Source organism: Psychromonas sp. MME1, from assembly GCF_041080865.1.
GTDB lineage: Bacteria > Pseudomonadota > Gammaproteobacteria > Enterobacterales > Psychromonadaceae > Psychromonas.
The window spans coordinates 2,788,410-2,808,875 of record NZ_CP160906.1; the positions used below are offsets into that span (position 1 = coordinate 2,788,410).

At 42.4% G+C, this 20,466-nt stretch carries 22 protein-coding genes and 1 pseudogene; 21 read left to right on the forward strand and 2 right to left on the reverse strand.

Annotated features, from left to right (window positions below; genetic code table 11):
• Nucleotides 1–12: 12 nt before the first annotated feature.
• From AB2N10_RS12830 to AB2N10_RS12905, 16 genes and pseudogenes are all read left to right on the forward strand, one after another.
• A complete protein-coding gene (locus tag AB2N10_RS12830; RefSeq protein WP_354622770.1) occupies nt 13–270 on the forward strand; it encodes a phosphopantetheine-binding protein in 258 nt (85 codons plus the stop codon).
• A gap of 2 nt (nt 271–272) precedes the next feature.
• Complete coding sequence (locus tag AB2N10_RS12835; RefSeq protein WP_354622771.1) at nt 273–530, forward strand: acyl carrier protein; 258 nt, start codon at nt 273–275, stop codon at nt 528–530.
• Nucleotides 530–1,096, forward strand: a complete 567-nt coding sequence (locus AB2N10_RS12840) for a hypothetical protein (RefSeq protein WP_354622772.1) — start codon at nt 530–532, stop codon at nt 1,094–1,096. The genes AB2N10_RS12835 and AB2N10_RS12840 overlap by 1 nt, the downstream gene beginning before the upstream one ends.
• Complete coding sequence (locus tag AB2N10_RS12845) at nt 1,086–2,471, forward strand: AMP-binding protein (protein ID WP_354622773.1); 1,386 nt, start codon at nt 1,086–1,088, stop codon at nt 2,469–2,471. Before AB2N10_RS12840 ends, AB2N10_RS12845 begins: the two co-directional genes overlap by 11 nt.
• Complete coding sequence (locus tag AB2N10_RS12850) at nt 2,458–2,823, forward strand: 3-hydroxyacyl-ACP dehydratase (RefSeq protein WP_354622774.1); 366 nt, start codon at nt 2,458–2,460, stop codon at nt 2,821–2,823. Before AB2N10_RS12845 ends, AB2N10_RS12850 begins: the two co-directional genes overlap by 14 nt.
• On the forward strand, nt 2,820–4,517 hold the full coding sequence (locus AB2N10_RS12855; RefSeq protein ID WP_354622775.1) for a glycosyltransferase: 1,698 nt from the start codon (nt 2,820–2,822) through the stop codon (nt 4,515–4,517). The genes AB2N10_RS12850 and AB2N10_RS12855 overlap by 4 nt, the downstream gene beginning before the upstream one ends.
• Nucleotides 4,507–6,048, forward strand: a complete 1,542-nt coding sequence (locus AB2N10_RS12860; protein ID WP_354622776.1) for an aromatic amino acid ammonia-lyase — start codon at nt 4,507–4,509, stop codon at nt 6,046–6,048. The genes AB2N10_RS12855 and AB2N10_RS12860 overlap by 11 nt, the downstream gene beginning before the upstream one ends.
• A gap of 10 nt (nt 6,049–6,058) precedes the next feature.
• Nucleotides 6,059–6,490 (forward strand): acyl-CoA thioesterase, encoded by a 432-nt coding sequence (locus tag AB2N10_RS12865; RefSeq protein ID WP_354622777.1) that lies wholly within the window; start codon nt 6,059–6,061, stop codon nt 6,488–6,490.
• Nucleotides 6,480–7,094 carry an outer membrane lipoprotein carrier protein LolA gene (locus AB2N10_RS12870; RefSeq protein ID WP_354622778.1) on the forward strand — a complete coding sequence of 205 codons (615 nt, stop codon included), beginning with the start codon at nt 6,480–6,482 and terminating at the stop codon, nt 7,092–7,094. Before AB2N10_RS12865 ends, AB2N10_RS12870 begins: the two co-directional genes overlap by 11 nt.
• Complete coding sequence (locus AB2N10_RS12875; protein WP_369433938.1) at nt 7,069–9,393, forward strand: MMPL family transporter; 2,325 nt, start codon at nt 7,069–7,071, stop codon at nt 9,391–9,393. Before AB2N10_RS12870 ends, AB2N10_RS12875 begins: the two co-directional genes overlap by 26 nt.
• Complete coding sequence (locus AB2N10_RS12880; RefSeq protein WP_354622780.1) at nt 9,380–9,964, forward strand: DUF3261 domain-containing protein; 585 nt, start codon at nt 9,380–9,382, stop codon at nt 9,962–9,964. The genes AB2N10_RS12875 and AB2N10_RS12880 overlap by 14 nt, the downstream gene beginning before the upstream one ends.
• On the forward strand, nt 9,964–10,491 hold the full coding sequence (locus tag AB2N10_RS12885; RefSeq protein WP_369433939.1) for a hypothetical protein: 528 nt from the start codon (nt 9,964–9,966) through the stop codon (nt 10,489–10,491). Before AB2N10_RS12880 ends, AB2N10_RS12885 begins: the two co-directional genes overlap by 1 nt.
• Nucleotides 10,470–11,156 carry a beta-ketoacyl synthase N-terminal-like domain-containing protein gene (locus tag AB2N10_RS12890; RefSeq protein WP_369434677.1) on the forward strand — a complete coding sequence of 229 codons (687 nt, stop codon included), beginning with the start codon at nt 10,470–10,472 and terminating at the stop codon, nt 11,154–11,156. Before AB2N10_RS12885 ends, AB2N10_RS12890 begins: the two co-directional genes overlap by 22 nt.
• Entirely contained in the window at nt 11,149–11,604 is a 456-nt protein-coding gene (locus AB2N10_RS12895) for a hotdog family protein (protein WP_354622783.1), read from the forward strand. The genes AB2N10_RS12890 and AB2N10_RS12895 overlap by 8 nt, the downstream gene beginning before the upstream one ends.
• A 9-nt stretch (nt 11,605–11,613) precedes the next feature.
• The gene (locus AB2N10_RS12900; protein WP_354622784.1) at nt 11,614–12,339 is read left to right on the forward strand and encodes a 3-ketoacyl-ACP reductase FabG2; all 726 of its coding nucleotides are present in this window, start codon (nt 11,614–11,616) and stop codon (nt 12,337–12,339) included.
• A 29-nt stretch (nt 12,340–12,368) separates the two neighbouring features.
• Nucleotides 12,369–13,585, forward strand: a pseudogene (locus tag AB2N10_RS12905) (beta-ketoacyl-ACP synthase).
• A gap of 73 nt (nt 13,586–13,658) precedes the next feature.
• Here the strand turns inward: AB2N10_RS12905 and AB2N10_RS12910 are convergent.
• Nucleotides 13,659–14,018 (reverse strand): DUF1422 family protein, encoded by a 360-nt coding sequence (locus AB2N10_RS12910; protein ID WP_354622786.1) that lies wholly within the window; start codon nt 14,016–14,018, stop codon nt 13,659–13,661.
• Nucleotides 14,019–14,214: 196 nt separating this feature from the next.
• Between AB2N10_RS12910 and sthA the strand changes: the two genes are divergently transcribed.
• The gene (sthA, locus tag AB2N10_RS12915; protein ID WP_354622787.1) at nt 14,215–15,639 is read left to right on the forward strand and encodes a Si-specific NAD(P)(+) transhydrogenase; all 1,425 of its coding nucleotides are present in this window, start codon (nt 14,215–14,217) and stop codon (nt 15,637–15,639) included.
• Nucleotides 15,640–15,666: 27 nt separating this feature from the next.
• Here the strand turns inward: sthA and nudE are convergent, their stop codons facing one another.
• Nucleotides 15,667–16,218 carry an ADP compounds hydrolase NudE gene (nudE, locus tag AB2N10_RS12920; RefSeq protein ID WP_369433940.1) on the reverse strand — a complete coding sequence of 184 codons (552 nt, stop codon included), beginning with the start codon at nt 16,216–16,218 and terminating at the stop codon, nt 15,667–15,669.
• Nucleotides 16,219–16,405: 187 nt separating this feature from the next.
• Here nudE and hemC point away from each other — a divergent pair, with 187 nt between their 5' ends.
• The 4 genes from hemC to AB2N10_RS12940 are packed head-to-tail and all read left to right on the forward strand — an operon-like array spanning nt 16,406 to nt 20,452.
• On the forward strand, nt 16,406–17,341 hold the full coding sequence (hemC, locus tag AB2N10_RS12925; RefSeq protein WP_354622788.1) for a hydroxymethylbilane synthase: 936 nt from the start codon (nt 16,406–16,408) through the stop codon (nt 17,339–17,341).
• Nucleotides 17,342–17,346: 5 nt separating this feature from the next.
• Nucleotides 17,347–18,081, forward strand: coding sequence for a uroporphyrinogen-III synthase (locus tag AB2N10_RS12930; RefSeq protein WP_369433941.1), 735 nt, complete (start codon nt 17,347–17,349; stop codon nt 18,079–18,081).
• A gap of 35 nt (nt 18,082–18,116) precedes the next feature.
• Nucleotides 18,117–19,262, forward strand: a complete 1,146-nt coding sequence (locus AB2N10_RS12935) for a uroporphyrinogen-III C-methyltransferase (protein WP_354622790.1) — start codon at nt 18,117–18,119, stop codon at nt 19,260–19,262.
• 2 nt (nt 19,263–19,264) lie between these two features.
• Nucleotides 19,265–20,452, forward strand: a complete 1,188-nt coding sequence (locus AB2N10_RS12940) for a heme biosynthesis HemY N-terminal domain-containing protein (RefSeq protein ID WP_369433942.1) — start codon at nt 19,265–19,267, stop codon at nt 20,450–20,452.
• Nucleotides 20,453–20,466: the final 14 nt, after the last annotated feature.

Genomic DNA, 20,466 nt, shown 5'->3' on the forward strand with positions numbered 1-20,466 from the left:
AAGTAGGACTTAATGAACGAATTACATACGGAAATAAAACAACTCATCATTGATGCGCTATTTCTCGAAGATATCAGCGTGGCAGATATTGAAACCGATGCTGAGCTATTTGGCGGCGGCCTCGGCTTAGACTCAATTGATGCGCTTGAATTAGGGTTAGCCATTAAAAAGCGTTACAACGTCATCATTGATGCTGATGATCCTAACGTCCGCAACCATTTTGCATCGGTCGGTAATTTATCTAAATATATTTTTGAAAGTAAGGAATAACCATGCCTGAATTAAATCGTGAAGATATTTTTCAACAAATTCAAGGCGCACTGATTGAGCTTTTTGAAGTTGACGAAGCAGATATTCATCTTGAAACCAACCTTTATAGCGAGTTAGATCTCGATAGTTTAGATGCCGTTGATTTAGTCGTACATTTACAAAAACTAACGGGTAAAAAAATCAAACCGGAAGAGTTTAAAATGGTGCGTACCGTTGCAGATATCGTTGATGCAGTTGAAAATCTCTTAAAGAGCGCATAATGAAACTACTGACACTACTGTCAGTGCTGGTTTTATTGGCTTATCCCCTTGCTGTCTATTATGGTTTAAGCCACTGGGGGATCGGCGCCATTAGCGCCTTATTAGTCATGATGTTTGTTTTACGCATCATCGGGGGAAATCAAACCCGCCTGCGAGAGCTTAAATATATTACTTGGCTAAGTGGTTGTGCTGGCATTGCGCTATCTCTGCTCGCTTACCTCTTTAAAAATAGCAGTTGGTTTACCTATTATCCGATTATTGTCAATTTATTGATGCTGACTGTATTTATGGCAAGCCTATGGCAAAAAGAGACGCTTTGTGAACGTTTTGCGCGATTACAAGAACCACAATTACCTGACTATGCGATTTTATATACACGCCAAGTCACTAAAGTATGGTGCGTTTTTTTTATTATTAACGCGACCATCTCCCTCACCACTGGTTTTATGAGTATGGAGATTTGGACTTTATATAATGGCCTGATCAGTTATTTATTAGCGGGTACTCTATTTGCGTGTGAATATGTGATGCGCTTATATGTAAAAAGAAAGAATAATGAATTTTAGTCCTCTAGATAAGTTATTAATTGCCGATCGCAAGTTCAATCAACGGGTCGCTTTTTCTAATCAAAGCAATAAAAATTGGCATCACTTTATTACTGATATAGCGGATTTATCCGCTCACTTGCGCCAACAAACTGCGCTGAGATGGGCTATTTGTTGCCAAGATAGTTATCTATTTTCAGTTGCTTTTTTTGCTGCTGCCTACGCTGACAAACAATTAATATTACCAGGTAACCATCAACCCGAGATGCTTGCCCTATTAGCGCAACAATTTGATGGGTTACTAACGGATGAGGATTTACTAACAACAATAAAAAGTAAGCACTGTTTATTGCCTTTTGCGGCCGATAAAAAAGCAGAGCCGATTAAACAAATATTGGATATCAATAACGTCTCCCTGCTTTTATATACCTCTGGCTCAAACGGTTTCCCGAAGGCGATTCATAAGACGCTGGCCTTATTAGATACTGAAATTCACTCCTTACAAGAGGTTTGGGGGAAATTATTAACAGAAACAGAGATTGTCAGTAGCGTATCGCATCAACATATTTATGGTTTGCTATTTCGCATACTATGGCCTCTTTGTGCAGGTCGGGCGATAAATAGTGTCGATCTCATTTATCCTGAGCAGGTAATAAAGGCAGCGAAGACAAATCGCACCCTCATTGCGAGCCCTGCGTTGCTCAAACGGCTAAGCGATACCTGTGAAGGTGCTGGCTATCGCGCTATTTTCTCCTCTGGAGGCGCGCTTAATTACGAAACCGCCCGACATAATGAAGCCTGTTTAAAACAGTTGCCGATCGAAGTCTTTGGCAGCACCGAAACCGGTGGTATTGCCTATCGCCAACAGCAATCCGCGCAAACACCTTGGACTTTATTTTCCCCCTTACGCGCCCAATGTAATGAGCAAGGCTGTTTACTGATCAAATCGCCTTGGATAGATAATGCCGAATTTTACCAAACAAGCGACCAATGTGAATTACTCAACGAACGGCAATTTTTACTAAAAGGCCGCATCGACCGAATCGTTAAAATTGAAGAAAAACGGATCGCTTTAACGGAAGTAGAACTGCGTATTAATGAGCTACCTTGGATTGCCGAAAGCGCCGTTATTCTACTAAATTCACAGACGAGGTTATGTTTAGGCGCGGTCATCAAACTGACTGAGCAAGGTGTGCAAGCCCTGAAAAAGCAGGGTAAAGGACAATTTTGCCTATTACTTCGCCAACAACTACGGCTCTGGATTGAACCCATTGCTATTCCTCGATATTTTCGTATAGTGGATGAAATCCCGGTTAACAGACAGGGCAAACAGTTACATAATGAGTTGTCTGCATTATTTAATGATCACAGTAGAGAAACAGATGCCACTCAATAAAGCGCCCATCGTTGCACAAAAAATAGCAGATAATGAGCTGCAACTACTGCTATTTATGGAACCGTCATTAGCCTATTTTCAAGGGCATTTCCCTGACTTCCCGATTCTGCCGGGCGTGGCGCAAATTGACTGGGCGATTTATTATGGACAAACTTTATTAAATTGCCCCAACAAATTTGCCGGGATGGAAGTCATTAAATTTCAAGAGGCTATCTTACCAAATCAGACGGTATCATTGACTCTAAAGTGGCAGAGTGACAAGGGAATGCTCTATTTTAGTTTTAACAGTCACGGTGTTCAGCCAGTAAAAACACACTCATCGGGACGTATTAAATTGGTCAACGCGGCATGAACCATTTCGCCCCCTGTTTCATCATTCCCTGTTATAACCATGGACGAATGTTACCTGCTGTCGTCGCAACACTCTGTGAACGCTATAACCACCCTATTATTATTATTGATGACGGGAGTGATATACAGACCAAAAATGCACTATTGCCTTTGCTAGCCAATCATACCGTCATAACCCTCGCCACTAATCAAGGGAAAGGGGCCGCTGTCATTGCCGGCATTAAGCGGGCAGCACAACTTGGTTACAGCCATGCCATTCAAATTGATGCTGATGGCCAACATGATCTGGACGCTTTATCTGCACTATTAAGCGAAGCCGAAAAACACCCACAAGCGTTAATATCTGGGTGTCCCGTTTATGACCAATCCATTCCCAAAGCTCGCCTATATGGTCGTTACATTACCCATTTCTGGGTTTGGGTAGAAACCTTATCCTTTTCCATTAAAGACAGCATGTGTGGTTTCCGCGCTTACCCAATAGCCGCAACCATCGCACTCATTAATCACTGTCAATTGGGATTGCGCATGGACTTTGATACGGAGATCATGGTCAGACTATATTGGGCTGATTGCGATGTCCGTTTTATCAATACCAAGGTTATTTACCCTGAAGATGGTATTTCTCATTTTCATGCTTTTAAAGATAATGTGCAGATCAGTAAAATGCACAGCAAGTTGTTTTTTGCCATGTTAACGCGTATTCCTAAACTGTTAACACGCCATAAACGCCTCAACCAACAACGGCAGCAACACTGGTCGAAACAAAGTGAACGCGGCACTTATTATGGTATCAAACTGCTATTAGCGGCTTACTCCCTATTTGGTCGAAATGTTTTTAAAATGTTTTTAGCCCCCGTACTTTTTTATTATTCATTGACTGCCAAGGAAACTAAACACGCGTCATCGGCATTCTTGCAGCAAATAAAAATTGTCGCTAAGAAATCGCAACTCAACGTGCCGCAACATTTAACCTTTTATCGCCATATCAACTCCTTTGCCCTGACGATATTGGACAAACTCGCTGCGTGGAAGGGGGACTTTTGTCTCGATAACTTAACCATACACGGCAAGCAGCAGATCGACGCCATTATCGCATCGGGAAAAGGGGCTGTTATTTTAGGTTCGCATTTAGGTAATTTAGAGTTATGTCGAGCATTAAGTCAGCACCACCAGCAACTTAAAATCAATGCGCTCGTTTTTACCGCCAATGCCACACGCTTTAATACGGTGATGAAAGCCGTTAACCCTAAATCCGAGCTAAATATCATCCAAGTGGATAAACTAGGTCCAGAGACGGCCATTTTACTCGCACAAAAAATTGAAGCGGGCGAATGGGTGGTGATTGTCGGAGACCGAACATCAACTCGTGTTGAACATCGTGCTGTCTGGGCCGATTTTTTAGATAAACCCGCGCCCTTTCCACAGGGGCCCTTTATCTTAGCCGCGCTATTGAAAGCGCCCGTTTATCTCCTGTTTGCATTACGCAATGAAAGTAAAAAAGAGGCGCATTTTGACCTCTATTTTGAACATTTTAGCGACGCCATTGACCTCCCTAGAGGTAAACGAGAACAAGCCTTACAAAATGTGGTACAACGCTATGCCACACGATTACAATTTTATGCCATGAAAGCTCCGCTGCAATGGTACAACTTTTTTGATTTTTGGCACTTAAGTGGAAAGAGAGATGACAAATAAACAGCAAAGCATCACCTTTGGTGAAGGCCGTTTACGTATTGAAGATATTGTAGCTATCGCCAATGGTGCGGGTGCGGCAATGAGTAACAGCAGTGAATTCAATAGTAAGATAGACAAAGGTGTGGCATTTCTTGAATCATTATTGCGAGAAGAGGGGGTTATTTATGGTGTCACAACAGGTTATGGTGACTCCTGTACCATTGCCATTCCACCTGAGTTGGTTGATCAATTACCCCTACATCTGACCCGATTTCATGGTTGTGGTTTAGGTAATAATCTCACGGAGCAACAATCAAAAGCGGTACTAGCAACGCGCTTATGTTCCTTATCACAGGCTATGTCAGGGGTAACTCATGACCTACTTAAACAGATTGTTACCCTAATCAATCACGATATTTCTCCGCGTATCCCTGAAGAGGGTTCGGTGGGGGCAAGTGGCGATTTAACACCACTTTCATACTTAGCCGCAGTATTAATCGGTGAGCGTGACGTTATTTACCAAGGACAAATTCGCGCAACGGCAGAGGTCTTTGCGGAATTGGGCATAACACCGATCAAGCTAAAACCCAAAGAAGGATTAGCGTTAATGAACGGCACGGCGGTGATGACAGCATTAGCTTGTTTAGCCTTTAAGCGTGCAGAATACCTCGCTCAATTAGCGACCAAAATAACCGCCATGGTTTCCGTTGCCCTACACGGCAATGACTTTCATTTTGATGCGGCACTGTTCGCCGTCAAACCACATCCTGGTCAGCAACAGATAGCGGCTTGGTTGCGCGCGGATTTACAAGCAGAGCGCCCACCTCGCAATAGTGACCGTTTACAGGATCGTTACTCATTACGCTGCGCGCCTCATGTGATCGGTGTTTTACAGGATAGCTTACCTTTCTTTCGCAGCATGATTGAAAATGAATTAAACAGTGCCAATGACAACCCCATTATTGATGGTGACAATCAACGCGTATTACACGGTGGGCATTTTTACGGTGGCCATATCGCGATGGCAATGGATAGCTTAAAAACCGTTGTCGCAAACATTGCCGACCTGCTAGATAGGCAAATGGCTCAATTGATGGATTATAAATTTAATAATGGCCTACCATATAACCTAACCGGCGCAGAAGGGCCTCGAAAAGCAATTAATCATGGTTTTAAAGCAGTACAAATCGGCGTTTCCGCTTGGACCGCTGAAGCATTAAAACTGACTATGCCCGCGAGCGTTTTTTCACGTTCAACGGAATGCCATAATCAAGATAAAGTCAGCATGGGGACCATTGCTGCGCGCGATTGTTTACGCGTATTACAGCTTAGCGAACAAGTTACCGCAGCCTCATTGTTAGCCGCCACACAGGCGTTGGTATTACGCAAACGGCATAATGAATTAGATGAAAACCACTTTAGTGAAGGTTTACAAAGCATGATGAATGCGGTGTTATCTGAGTTTGTTCCCGTCGATGAAGATCGCCCGTTAGAGGCTGATTTGCGTAAATTTATGGCGCTGATTGAGGCACAACATTGGCAGCTTTACTAATGGAAATATAATGATAGAACGTAAGATTGATCTAACCGCAGAAGTTACTTTGGTAACCGCTTTTCAAGATGCCGATCCAATGGGGGTGATTTATCACGGTAACTATTTTCGCTTTTTTGAAGAAGCGCGACGGATTTTGATGGAAAAAATAAATTATTGCTATCACGATATGCAAGCATCAGGGTACGCTTGGCCGATCATAGATAGCTACGTAAAATACGTCAAAGCGATCCCCTTTCATCATCAAATTCGCATTACCGCGAGCTTAACGGAATGGGAGCACCACCTGCGTGTTGACTATGTTATCTATGATGCCATTAGCGGAGTACGAATGACCAAAGGTTATACTCGGCAGGTAGCGGTCGGACTCAAAAACGCAGAGATGTGCTTTGCATCACCGCAAGTATTCTTAGATAAACTGGAACCCTATTTTGTTAATTAAAAAATTCTGTTTAATTTGGTTACTGTTTGCAAGTTTTAGTGCTGTTATTCACGCCACCACTATCACGCAATTACAGGAAAAATTGAGTGCGCATCAAATCGTGCGAGGACAATATACACAAATCAAAAACATGCAGTTGTTTAAACAGCCTCTATTATCGAGTGGCGAATTTCTTATCGAACAACAACAGGGTCTACTCTGGTCACAAACAAAACCCTTTCTCATCACCTTAGCCTTGAATAAAGATAAATTAAGCCAACGCATTGCCGATCAACCTGCGCAAATAATGCAAGCATCGGATAACCCTATGGTGTTTTATTTTAGCCACCTTTTTTTATCCCTATTTAAAGGTGATACCGAGGGGTTAAGTGAGCAGTTTGTGATGGAATTACAGAGTAAAGGCGAGCGTTGGTCATTACTATTAACCCCAAAAAGTTCACCATTGGACAAAATCTTTCAACAGATAACTATTTCTGGTGCAACGTATATCGAAACACTGCAATTAAACGAATTACAGGGTGACAGTACGAAGATTAATTTTATAAATCAACACAGCTACCCACCCCATTTAAGCAAAGATGAACGTTCTTCTTTACAGTTCTAAGTTAGCCCTCTGTTGGCTAATTATTATTATCGGTAGCGCACTGTTATTGCTACAGCAGACACTTGGGCAAAATAAACTTCCCATAGAGACCAATATCCTCGCGCTGTTACCCGAAAATGAGCAAGATACTTTTGCGCAACAAGCCTTTCAACAGGTAGCGGATAAGTTAGGTAATCAACTCCTGTTTTTGATTGCGAGCAAAGATAAACAACAAGCTTTACAAGCCGCACCCTATTTTGAACAGCAATTAGCGTCACTGGGCCTCTTCGCCTCAGTTTCTGGCAAGATTAATGAGCAGGAACAACAAGCGTGGGCAGATTTATATTTCCCCTACCGAGCACAATTATTATCACCAACACAACAGTTGCGTTTATCAGCATCCCCGAATCAACAAACCGAGCGGGTAATCCAACAAATATACAACCCTTTTTCAGGTGTGACAGGGCAAGAGATCGCAAGCGATCCGTTTTTATTATTCCGTGAATATATGGCTGACAAAGGCGAGTCAATCAATAAATTCACCTTACAACAGGGCTACTTAAGCCGACAATGGCAGGACACTTTTTATATTATGGTGCATGCACAACTTGCAAATAGCCCATATAATTTAAAAACACAGGCACTGTTACCCAAACTGCTCGCCCTAGAGACCTCGCTACAAACACAATTTGATGTGCAACTGATACATACCGGAACACTGTTTTACGCATCCCACGGTACACAAAGCGCCATTAATGAAATTAACCTCATTGGTGTCGGCTCATTAATCGGGATCGTCATGCTTTTGCTGTTGCTATATCGCAGCCTATTACCATTAACGCTCGCCCTACTCTCTATCGGTTGCGGTTTGCTTGTTGCCTTTGTGGTAACCGTATTGGTGTTTAAAAAAGTACATCTGTTTAGCTTAATATTTGGTGCCAGTTTAATTGGCGTCTCCATCGATTATGCGTTTCACTTTTTAACAGAGCGTTTACTCAACAACAAAAATTGGCATTCACAACGGGCGTTAAAGGGTATTTTTAATGCTATAACATTAGGGTTAGTAACTAGTTTAATTGGTTATTTAGGGCTATTGGTTGCCCCTTTCCCTGGCCTACAACAACTCTCTTTATTCTCCGTGGTCGGGCTATTAGCCGCCTATTTGACCGTCATCTGCTGGTATCCATTATTAGCAAGATCTGCAAGTACAAGCAAAGCCCCTAACTTAAGCCCGCTAATGCGTTACTTAGCTTTATGGGATCGTCCAAAAATAAGGTTGTTAACCCCACTTGGGGTATTCGCTATCTCCTGTATTGCATTAACACAGGTACACTTTGATGACGATATTCGCCAGCTACAAACGCAACCTGAACATTTAAAAGCACAGGAACGGCTGATCAAAGAGATCACCGCGATGGGCCAAAATCAGCACATGCTACTGGTCAAAGCGGATACTCAGCAAGCGTTACTAATGCGTCTCGAAGAGGTACAAAAAGAGCTACAACAGTGGCAACAACAAGGTTTATTGAAAAACTATCAAACGATTAGCCAATTTCTTCCGTCAATATCCACACAACAATACAACTACCATTTAGTCGTTCAACTATACCAATCGCAGGCAGAAAATTTACGCGAAAAATTAGCCCTCACGGCGCCTATTACGACCATCGCACCTTTCCAACCATTAAGTTTTGATAGATATCTACAGTCACCCGTCTCTCAGGCTGTCTCTTTTCTATGGTTAGATGAAATTAACGGAATTAGCTCATCCATCATTTTAATCAATGAACTAGAGGATGTTGCTCAGCTAAAAAACTATAGCCAATCCTTTTCTGATTTAACTTATCTCAATAAAGTCGATGAAGTCTCTTCGATTTTTAAGGAGTATCGCCAACATATTAGTGAATTATTAGCCGCCGCCTACTTACTGATCACAATATTTTTGTTGTTACGCTACCCTATAGGGAAAACGGTATTGGTGATCATCCCCCCATTCATTGCTGCTTGCGCCGGACTGGCGATAACAAGCATCATGGGCATACCGATCACTATTTTCAATCTATTAGCATTAATGCTGATTTTAGGTATCGGTATTGATTACACACTTTTTTTTGCCGAACAAAAACGGCATAATCACAATGCAAATACGTTATTAGCCATCACACTTTCCGCTATCACCACTCTGTTATCCTTTGGTTTATTAGCGTTCAGTGAAACACAGGCAATACATGGTTTTGGGATCACCTTGCTAAGTGGTATTACGGTGGCTTGGTTATTGGCACCGTTAGCAATGCAAAGGAAAATTAATGCGCCTGATTAGCTCTCTATTAGCCATGTTCATACTTTCCGCCTGTTCAATGCAGCCATTACAGAACAGAGCGGATCCGCTACAAGTCGAGGTCGCAAAAAACACCTTTGTCACCTTACCTACTCCTGCACAGCTACAGCGAACGCTAGATATTAGTCAGTTAATTAGCGCGCAATGGGGAGAGCAACAACAACAACTGATGGTGCAGTTGCAAGTCGATTCACAACAGTTGGTATTAGCGGCTTTCTCAGCTTGGGGAGCACCACTATTGAGTGTTAAGTATACAGAGCAAAAAATAGAAACCTCTACTATACCGGGGCTCGCAGCGAATTTACCAAAACCTGAGCAAGTGTTGTTTAATGTGATGCTGTCAATTTGGCCAGCACAGGCTTGGCAAACACCTTTTGCAAATATCGGTTGGTCATTAATGGCAACAGAGAAACAACGTTTATTAATGGATGGCAATGGTGATTTGATTATGCAAATAGATTATCAAACAACCCCTCACCTGCAGGGATTGATCACCATCAAACACTTACAACTAAATTATATTATTAACATTGAAACGTATAATGGGCAGTAATGGATAAACAAAACACGATTTTTCCCGTGTATATTAATAGCTGGGCAATGAACTCCGCGCTAGGAAATACCTTAAATATAGCGAAGCAACGTTTAGCAGAGGGCTTCTCTGAAGATATGTGCCCTGAGAACGCTTGGCTAAATGATGGTAAGTCGACCGTTGTCGGCAAAATCAAAAGCCCCCTACCTGAGATTAAAGGACAGTTTAATACACGCAACAATCAAATCGCATTATCCGCCTTGCTTACAATAGAAAAGGATGTACGTGCCGCGATCACTGAATATGGTAGCGATCGTGTTGCCATTATCATGGCCACCAGCACTTCAGGGATCAGTGATGGCGAACAGGCTTTAGCGATTAAAAATACAATGGGTGAGTTTCCTGACGATTACCATTATCGACAACAAGAGCTGGGTAATTTAGGTGAATTTATTGCTCAATACCTACAAGTGACGGGCAGGTTTACACCATTTCCACGGCTTGCTCTTCTAGTGGTCGGGTTTTTATTTCCGCCAAACGTTTATTAAAAGCAGGATTAGTCGATGCCGTATTGGTTGGGGGTGCAGATTCATTGTGCAAACTGACACTCAATGGTTTCCATGCCTTAGAGGCGTTATCTAGCTCACTCTGTAACCCTTTTAGTACCAATCGTAATGGTATAAATATTGGTGAAGGCGCTGCCTTTATGTTGCTCTCGACAAAACAAAGCAGTAATAACATCGCCTTATTAGGTGTCGGAGATAGCTCGGATGCACATCATATTTCAGCACCGCACCCGCAAGGACTCGGCGCAATAAGCGCAATGCAAAAAGCATTGCATGATGCACAATTAAACGCCCATGACATTGGCTATATCAATGCCCATGGTACAGCGACGCCACTTAATGATGCGATGGAATCGAAGGCAATCTATCGTTTATTCCAAGACGCCGTCCCCGTTAGTTCAACGAAACCTTTAACGGGCCACACGCTAGGTACAGCAAGCATTCTCGAAGCGAGTATCTGCTGCCTGCTGCTACAGGAAAAGCTAAATCTCCCCATACAAATTAACGATGGAATTTTTGATACAAACATGGCGCCGATTAAATTAGTCACGACAAAACAGCCGTTACAAAAAAAGGCTTTGTTAAGCAACTCCTTTGCCTTCGGTGGGAATAATGTATCGTTAATATTTGGATACTATCATGGCTAAATTTGCAGATATCAGTGTACTACTTCCGCATAAAATGCCGATGATCTTAATTGATAACGTCATCGATGTGACTGCGTTAACCATCCACTGCCAAGTAACCATTAATGAATTCGGACTGTTTTTTGATAAACAGCTTAACGCCACTCCAGCATGGGTGGGCATTGAATTTATGGCACAAACCGTAGCTGCTTGGTCGGGTTACCATGCGAATCAGCAAGGAGAGCCCTCCCCAATCGGTTTTTTATTAGGTAGTCGTCGTTATCATAGTGAATGCAGCGAGTTTAAGTTAGGGGAAACCTTAGATATTTATGCCGAACAATTACTGGAAAATGAAGGCATGGCTGCATTTGCCTGTCGCATTGAATGTAATAGCAGAGTATTAGCAAGCTGCCAGTTAAATGCCTTTGTTCCACCACAAGATAAGTTACAACTTAGCAGTAAGAAATAGGAAATATAAATGACAAAATCGGTGTTAGTGACTGGCGCAAGTAAAGGCATTGGCCGTGCGATCGCGACGCAACTAAGTAAAGATGGTTTCATCATTGTTATACATTATATGAGCGACCAAGCTGGTGCATTACAAACCCTCGCAACCATTAATGAAGCAGGTGGTAAAGGTCGAATTTTACAATTTGATATTCGCGATAGAGAACAATGCAGAGAGGTCTTAGAAGCTGATATTGAAGCCAATGGTGCCTATTATGGTGTTATTAGTAATGCAGGTATCACGAATGACACGGTATTTCCTGCCATGACGGGTGAAGAGTGGGATAGCGTGGTACACACTAACCTAGATGCTTTTTATAATGTCCTTCACCCTTGTATCATGCCCATGGTACAACTGCGTCAAGGTGGGCGCATTGTCACGCTGGCATCCGTTTCGGGTATCATAGGCAATCGAGGGCAAACTAACTATAGCGCAGCCAAAGCGGGTATTATTGGTGCAACAAAAGCATTAGCCTTAGAGGTTGCTAAACGTAAAATCACGGTAAACTGTGTTGCCCCAGGTTTAGTCGATACGGGAATGGTCACGGAGGAAGTTAAAGAACACGCCCTACCTCTGGTACCCTTACGCAGAATGGGGCAGCCTGAAGAGGTTGCAGGTCTGGTCAGTTATTTAATGTCTGACATTGCCGCATACGTGACTCGTCAAGTCATTTCGATTAATGGAGGTTTAGCGTGAGCAATGAGCGCAGAGTCGTGGTTACAGGTATGTCTGGTGTTACCGCATTGGGTAATGATTGGGAAACGGTATTAACAAGGCTAAAAGCCTGTGAAAATGCAACACAATATATGCCAAGCTATGAGCAATATGAAGGTTTAAACACCAAGTTAGCCGCGCCAATCGATGGCTTTGAATTACCAAAACATTACACCCGCAAAATGGTCCGTGGAATGGGCCGTGTTGCTAAATTAGCCACCTTAGCCTCGGAAAATGCATTAATACAAAGTGGGTTGCTAGGACATGAGGTACTAAGCAATGGGCAAACGGGAATAGCCTATGGCTCGTCGGCAGGCAGTACCGATGCAGTGAGGGCTTTTGGGGTGATGCTGACGGACAAAACGACCAGTGCGATTACCGCAACCACCTATGTACAAATGATGCCACATACCTGCGCGGTGAACGTTGGCCTGTTTTTTGGCTTAAAGGGTCGTATTATTCCGACTAGCAGCGCGTGCACTTCGGGCAGTCAAGCAATAGGTTACGCCTATGAAGCCATTAAGTATGGCAAACAAACCGTTATGCTCGCAGGTGGTGCAGAAGAGTTATGCCCAACGGAATCAGCCGTATTTGATACGTTGTTTGCCACTAGTCTAAAAAATGACAATCCCAAATCATCACCGAGCCCCTACGATAAAGATCGGGATGGCTTAGTGATTGGCGAAGGGGCTGGTACATTAATCTTAGAAGAGTATGAACATGCGCAAGCACGTGGTGCAAAAATATATGCGGAGTTAGTTGGTTTTGCGACTAATTGTGATGCGAAACATGTCACCCAACCCGAGCAAAGCACCATGCAAATCTGTATGCAAATGGCACTACAGGATGCGGCTATCAGTGCGGATAAAATTGGCTATATTTCTGCCCATGGCACGGCTACCAACGGGGTGATATTGCAGAAAGCAATGCCACTGCAAATGTGCTCGGAAAAAACACACCAATTAGCTCATTAAAAAGTTATTTTGGTCATACGTTAGGAGCTTGTGGTGCGATTGAAGCGTGGATTGCGATTGAGATGATGAATACGGGTTGGTTTAATCCAACACTGAACCTAAACAATATTGATCCAGCCTGTGGGCAATTAGATTACATTACAGGTAGTGGTCGTGACATAGAGTGTGAATATATTATGAGTAATAACTTCGCCTTTGGTGGAATTAACACCTCCTTGATTTTTAAACGCTTTCAACACCCCCTCGGGCAATAATAAGCTGCTAGAAACATAAAAAACAGACACCGAAGCCGATCAATGTAAAAGGCTTCGGTTGATCAGCAATGCGTTATGCAGAGTAACGTTTATCACCGAACATCAGTTTATACATCAGCCAGATGCACAACAGCAATGTGATGGTAATCGATATAAAATTAGAACCAAGCTCCGGGTAGTGTGCAGCAATTAACGCTCTATAGGAGAATATCCCAATAAACAATGCCACCCAAGCTGGGCCAACATTGGCTTCATAATTTCCCTCTTTAATATATATTCCGTAAAATTTATTGACCGTAAAAAATAACGTCAAAAAAGGAAAGATAGAAAAGGAGACTTGTGACACAGTGAGTATCGAAAAACAGGCGCTAATAGAAAGACCAATTAAAAATGTGTAAATAAGCCATTTGTACGAAATGGTGGGGTGACTCATGAGCAGTTCCTTAATAATGACCATTTGATGTTAAGCTTCTAAAAATAACATGATACTGGTAATTTTTCCTGTTTTTATTTTCACAACTTGCAACAATATCGTAGCAATAATGTCCAGATTTGTTGTAAGTTTGTGTGACAAAATAATGTAACTTGTTAATATGAAGCACATTGTCTATTTATCGTGAAGGATCACCATGTCAAAACTCAAAGATATAAATATAGCAAGCTATGATTACGATGCAATTGTCATTGGCAGCGGTCCGGGCGGTGAAGGGGCAACGATGAAGCTGGCTAAGGCGGGCTTACGTGTTGCTGTCGTTGAAAAATATGAACGAATTGGTGGAGGCTGTACACATTGGGGCACCATTCCATCAAAGGCACTGCGCCACAGTGTTAGCCAACTCATTGAGCTGAAAAATAATATTCTTTTTGATGATAATTATTTTCAAAAAAAATCATTCACCTTTGCTGACGCACTACGCCACAGCGAACAAGTGATTAATAAACAAGTTTCCATGCGCAGTAATTTTTATAAGCGCAATGGCTGTGATATACATTTTGGCAGCGCCTCCTTCGTCGATAACCATACCTTAACCATTACAAAACATGATGGCTCATCGGAGCTAATCAGCGCAAAAAATATCATTATCGCAACGGGCTCTCGCCCCTACCGACCTGATGATATCGACTTTACCGCCAACAACATCTACGACAGCGATACCATCTTATCGCTAAATTATCAGCCTAAAAACATCGCCATTTATGGTGCGGGTGTGATCGGTTGTGAGTATGCCTCTATATTCAGAGGGCTCGGTGTCAAAACAGATCTCATTAATACCCGTGACAGGCTGTTATCTTTTTTAGATACCGAAATGTCGGACGCTATCTCCTACCACTTTAGAAATTCTGGCATCATTCTGCGCCACGATGAAGAGTATGAAAGTGTCACATCGACGCAAAATGGCGTGGTGATCAGCTTTAAGTCAGGTAAGAAAATGAAAGCAGATTGCCTACTTTTTGCTAATGGTAGAACGGGCAACACGGATAATATGAATTTACAGGAAATTGGTTTGCAGCCCGATGGACGGGGTCAACTAGCTATCAATGAGCATTACCAAACCAGCGTCGATAATATCTACGCCATTGGCGACGTAATCGGTTACCCCAGCCTTGCGAGTGCGGCCTATGATCAAGGGCGCATTGCTGCACGCGTTATTTTAACGCGCGCAGGGCAGAAAAAATTAATCAAAGATATTCCAACGGGGATCTATACCATTCCTGAAATGAGCTCCGTAGGCAAAACTGAACAGATGTTAACCCAGCAGAAAGTCCCCTATGAAGTTGGTCGCGCCCAGTTTAAGGATTTAGCACGCTCGCAAATACTCGGCTCAGATGTTGGTAGTTTGAAAATTCTTTTCCATCGTGAGACGAAAGAGATCTTAGGCATACACTGCTTTGGTGAACGAGCCGCGGAAATTATCCATATCGGGCAGGCAATCATGGAGCAACAGGGGGAAGCAAACACGATTGAATATTTTGTTAACACCACCTTTAACTATCCCACCATGGCTGAGGCTTATCGGGTAGCCGCACTCAATGGATTAAACCGTCTATTTTAATCCCTATCAGGGAGAGTGCTACTCTCCCTAACTTTCTTCCTGTAACTTTTTCAATGTTAACAACAGTGCGCTAATACTGCGTGCCTCTTGAAAATCATCGCGCATTAATAACTCTTCCACCTTATTTAATGGCCACTTTATCACTTCAAGCGGTTCAGGCTCATCGCCCGCTAATTTTTCAGGATAAAGATCCGTTGCCATAAACAACGTCATCTCACTGCTAAAATAACTCGGTGCCATGGATACTTTTTTTAATTTGGTGAGAGAGCGAGTAGCGAAACCGACCTCTTCTTTTAATTCTCGATTAGCAGCAATTTCAGCCGTTTCACCTTGGTCAATCAACCCCTTGGGAAAACCAAGTTGGTATGAATGGGTGCCAGCAGCATATTCACGAATCAATAACAGTGTCTCTTTATCGAAAAAAGGGACAATTAACACCGCCCCTTGGTGCTGCCCTTGCATCCGTTCAAACTCACGTTGCACACCATTACTGAATTTTAGCTGTAGAGATTCAATTTTAAAAAATCGGCTGCTGGCCACCAATGTACATTTCAAAATTTCAGGTAATGACTGTTTCATGAAGCTTCCTTTATAATTCTCTACACAAATATCGGCAACTAAGGCATGAAGATATTCGCTGATTTGCATAAAATAACGTTTTACAGATAGATCATATGACGGTTAGTATTTTATTTCTATTACAGATGCTAATTGAAGTTATCTTTGGTAGCATCAATAAATTACGTTTTTAATGAGATAAAATCAAATGAGTGGCAAAATAATTCGTATCGCAACTCGCCATAGCCCATTGGCTATGTGGCAAGCTAACTTTGTCAAAGCGGAACTACAAAAATTCCATCCCGATTTAACGGTCGAACTGTTAGCGATGAAAACAAAAGGCGATAAAATTCTCGATACCCCTCTCGCCAAGGTTGGCGGTAAAGGGCTTTTTGTCAAAGAGTTAGAAGTTGCGATCTTAGAGGGGCGTGCCGATATCGCAGTCCATTCGATGAAAGATGTACCCGTTGATTTTCCCGAAGGTTTAGGGTTAACGGTGATCTGTAAACGAGAAGATCCTCGCGATGCCTTTGTCTCTAACAACTACACATGTTTAGAGGAACTCCCACAGGGTGCCATTGTCGGCACATCCAGTTTACGACGCCAATGCCAGTTACGTGCACAGCGTCCAGATCTGCAGATTAAAGATTTACGCGGCAATGTAAATACTCGTTTAGCGAAGCTTGATAACGGTGAGTACGATGCCATTATCTTAGCGGCAGCAGGGTTAATTCGTCTGCAAATGCAAGCGCGTATTGCCAGCGTTATTGAACCAGAGCAAAGTCTTCCCGCCGTTGGTCAGGGTGCCGTTGGTATCGAGTGCCGCCTTGATGACGCACAAACCATCGCACTGCTACAACCACTTGAAGACACGGTTACACGTTTACGTGTCTCTGCCGAGCGAGCCATGAATCTTGCGCTTCAAGGAGGATGCCAAGTCCCCATCGGTAGTTATGCCATTTTACAGGGTGAACAGCTATTTTTACGTGGGCTAGTGGGCAGTGTTGATGGCAAGGAGATTATCCGTAAAGAGATCACGGGCCACCAAGATGATGCTGAACAGTTAGGTCTAACATTGGCACAGCAATTACTCGATAGCGGCGCGAAACAGATATTAGCCGATGTTTATCAGCAAGAGATGTAATTCCCATGTCAACGCCACGCCTATTGGTGACTCGTTTCGAACCGCATGCTACACGTTTAGCAAACATACTCAAAGAGCATGGCATCTTTGCCCATGCTCAACCCTTATTAACAATGGCTGAAAGCACTGCCGATATTGATACCGTGGTGGCTAATAATCATGACCTGATTATCGCCGTCAGTGGCAATGCCGTAGATTATACGGATCTAGCATTAGCAGGCAAACCTTGGCCAATCGCAACTTATTTAGCCGTCGGCAACGGCACAAAAACCAAGCTAGAACAGGCCTGCAAACAAAACGTCATCGTGCCAGTACAAGGGTTTGATAGTGAAGGTCTGTTGGCTCTGCCCTGCCTGCAAAATGTAACATACCAGAAGGTGCTAATTTTACGCGGTGTCGGTGGACGAGAGTTACTTGCGGAACGCTTAATGGAGCGCGGCGCGTTTGTTAACTACTTTGAATCATATCAACGTATTGCGTTGCAATTAGACGCATTATCTTTAGTTAAACAATGGCAACAGGAAAATCTTAACGGTGCTATTATTAGTAGCGTTGAACTATTACAACGGCTATATGATATTGTGCCGGAAGCGGCTCGGCCTTGGTTAAAAACACTAACCATTTATGCACCTAGCGAACGTATTTTAAAGTATGCTATGTCAATGGGTTGGAGCTCTCGGAAATTACTTCCTAGCTTAGTTGATGAAGATATTCTCGCTTACTTTACTCAAGATAACTAAATTTTCTTACTGCTTTTTTAGACATGAGGGTCATTATGACTGTTAATAAAGACAATATAACCGATGGCGAAGCTCAACAGCAAACGACAACCATTGCGACCGCAAACTCCGACATGGCAAGTGGGCCGACAAAAAATCGCCTCGCTTTAGCCCTTGCCGGAGGCGCGCTGTTTTTAATGCTTATAATGATCCTCGCAGCGGGCTATTTCTATCAACAAAATCAAACAACAGTCAAACAGCTGCAAATACAACAAAGTAAATTTAACGAACAGTTATCACAACAACAAAGCGAAGAAGAACAAGCGCTAAAGTCCATTCAAGCTAACTTTTCTACGAAAGTAGAAAATATACAGGCGCAATTACAACAAACCAAAAATGAAAATAAAATATATAAGAGCGATATTCAGGCACTACAACGCAGTTTGTCAGAAAAAAATGTACGTCATCCCAACGATTGGGTTTTAGCGGAAGTTGAATACCTCGTCTCTTTAGCCGGTAGAAAAATCTGGTTAGAGCATGATATTGCTACGGCAATCGCCTTGCTATTAGCGGCAGACCAACGTGTTGTAGAGATGAATGATGCCAGCTTGAGTGGTTTACGTGCGGCATTGCTTGAAGATATTAATACCTTAGAAGCTCTGCCTAAACGCGATTTAGATGGGCTGGTACTTACCTTATCAAATTTAGAGCGACGCATTAATAAATTAGTGATCACCTCCATCTCTCTGCCCGATGCAACCAATAATGAAGATACTGTGTTATCGACTGATATTAATGATTGGCAAGAAAACATTAGCAAGTCTTGGACGACCTTTGTGGAAAACTTTATTGTCGTTAATAAAAGAGACAGTAAAATAGAAGCGTTACTTTCACCACAGCAAAGTTGGTATTTACGCGAAAGTCTTCGTAACAACCTATCTAAAGCAGAGTTTTCTGTCTATCGAGAACAGCAAAATATTTACGATATTGCGCTTAACAATGCCAATAAATTATTGAAAAACTATTTTGATTTAACTGACCATGCGACCAATCAATTTTATAACGCGGTTCAAGAATTAACAGCCAATAAGATTGCCATCTCCTACCCTGACCAGTTAAAAAGCACTGCGCTGCTCGCTAACATCATCCAACAACGCGCTAAAAAATCATTAGCAAGCAGCCGTATTACTGAGGGGGGTTAATTATGTTACGTCTATTTATCCTCATTTTAGTTTTGCTTGGAGGCTTACTCATTGGCCCCGATCTCAGCGATAATAAGGGCTACATTCTTATTTCTATTGATTCCTATACAACCTATGAAACAACGCTAATTAATGCCGCCATGATGGCTATTATTTTCTATTTTTTACTATTGTTCGCAGAATGGATATTACGAAAAGTATTATCAATGAGCTCAATTACACGTGGTTGGTTCGGCCAAAGGAAAACAATCAAAGCACAAAAAAATAGCTTATTGGGTATGCTCACGCTCTTTGAAGGCGATTCCCAAAAGGCGCAGAAACTATTAGCAGGATCAGCCGCGCATAGTGGTACCCCTGTCTTGACCTATATTGCCGCGGCGAAAGCTGCACAGCAGCAGAAAAAATATGATTTACGCGATGAGTATCTGCAACAAGCCAATGACGCAGAACAAACGAGCCAGCTCGCGGTAGGGCTCGTCTGGGCTAAATTACAAATAGAAGCGCAACAATTCCACCAAGCAGAAGAGACGCTGCAAGAGTTATCTCTTAAATACCCTAAAAATGGACGTATTCATGAACTCTATGCACAGCTCTACCCCGCACTGCATGAGTGGCAAAAATATATCGATTTAATCAACAACAAACGTAATGGTCTAACCTTTACTGATAGTGAATTTAGCGCAAGACAACTTGATGCTTACCAACAACTATTTAAACAGTTGGCAGCAGAAAATGCACAACAACTAAAAGAGTATTGGGATAACAATGCACCGCGCTGGATGCGTAAGGAATTGGACTATCAAAAGGCGGTCTTAGATGCTTTTCTTGAGGCAGGAGAAGATAAATTCGCCGAGCAATTCTTAATAATGAAACTCAATAAACAATTCTCATTACCACTACTTAGTTACTTAACAAAATTGGAAATTAATGATTATTACCCACTGATATTATTACTCGAGAAAAAACTTAAAAAAGAGCCGCACGCAGCTTTAATTCATAGCACCTTGGCAAGGTTAATGTTAAAAGAGAACAAAATTGGCGCAGCGATAGAACATTTAAAACAGAGTGTTGAGAGTGAGGCAAATATCGAGGAATTTGCGTTGCTAGCTAACTTACTAGAAGAGGATGGCCGTAATAGCGAAGCACAACAATATTATCGTCGTGGACTATCTATTGTCTTGTCATCTTAATGACATTTTTATAT

Coding starts and splice junctions, on each gene's coding strand:
- AB2N10_RS12885 (WP_369433939.1), top strand. CDS start 9,964: ATGGATAAACAAAACACGATTTTTCCCGTGTATATTAATAGCTGGGCA.
- AB2N10_RS12865 (WP_354622777.1), top strand. CDS start 6,059: ATGATAGAACGTAAGATTGATCTAACCGCAGAAGTTACTTTGGTAACC.
- sthA (WP_354622787.1), top strand. CDS start 14,215: ATGTCAAAACTCAAAGATATAAATATAGCAAGCTATGATTACGATGCA.
- AB2N10_RS12845 (WP_354622773.1), top strand. CDS start 1,086: ATGAATTTTAGTCCTCTAGATAAGTTATTAATTGCCGATCGCAAGTTC.
- AB2N10_RS12860 (WP_354622776.1), top strand. CDS start 4,507: ATGACAAATAAACAGCAAAGCATCACCTTTGGTGAAGGCCGTTTACGT.
- AB2N10_RS12840 (WP_354622772.1), top strand. CDS start 530: ATGAAACTACTGACACTACTGTCAGTGCTGGTTTTATTGGCTTATCCC.
- AB2N10_RS12895 (WP_354622783.1), top strand. CDS start 11,149: ATGGCTAAATTTGCAGATATCAGTGTACTACTTCCGCATAAAATGCCG.
- AB2N10_RS12935 (WP_354622790.1), top strand. CDS start 18,117: ATGACTGTTAATAAAGACAATATAACCGATGGCGAAGCTCAACAGCAA.
- AB2N10_RS12875 (WP_369433938.1), top strand. CDS start 7,069: ATGAACGTTCTTCTTTACAGTTCTAAGTTAGCCCTCTGTTGGCTAATT.
- AB2N10_RS12835 (WP_354622771.1), top strand. CDS start 273: ATGCCTGAATTAAATCGTGAAGATATTTTTCAACAAATTCAAGGCGCA.
- AB2N10_RS12940 (WP_369433942.1), top strand. CDS start 19,265: ATGTTACGTCTATTTATCCTCATTTTAGTTTTGCTTGGAGGCTTACTC.
- AB2N10_RS12900 (WP_354622784.1), top strand. CDS start 11,614: ATGACAAAATCGGTGTTAGTGACTGGCGCAAGTAAAGGCATTGGCCGT.
- AB2N10_RS12850 (WP_354622774.1), top strand. CDS start 2,458: ATGCCACTCAATAAAGCGCCCATCGTTGCACAAAAAATAGCAGATAAT.
- AB2N10_RS12930 (WP_369433941.1), top strand. CDS start 17,347: ATGTCAACGCCACGCCTATTGGTGACTCGTTTCGAACCGCATGCTACA.
- AB2N10_RS12855 (WP_354622775.1), top strand. CDS start 2,820: ATGAACCATTTCGCCCCCTGTTTCATCATTCCCTGTTATAACCATGGA.
- hemC (WP_354622788.1), top strand. CDS start 16,406: ATGAGTGGCAAAATAATTCGTATCGCAACTCGCCATAGCCCATTGGCT.
- nudE (WP_369433940.1), bottom strand. CDS start 16,218: ATGAAACAGTCATTACCTGAAATTTTGAAATGTACATTGGTGGCCAGC.
- AB2N10_RS12880 (WP_354622780.1), top strand. CDS start 9,380: ATGCGCCTGATTAGCTCTCTATTAGCCATGTTCATACTTTCCGCCTGT.
- AB2N10_RS12910 (WP_354622786.1), bottom strand. CDS start 14,018: ATGAGTCACCCCACCATTTCGTACAAATGGCTTATTTACACATTTTTA.
- AB2N10_RS12830 (WP_354622770.1), top strand. CDS start 13: ATGAACGAATTACATACGGAAATAAAACAACTCATCATTGATGCGCTA.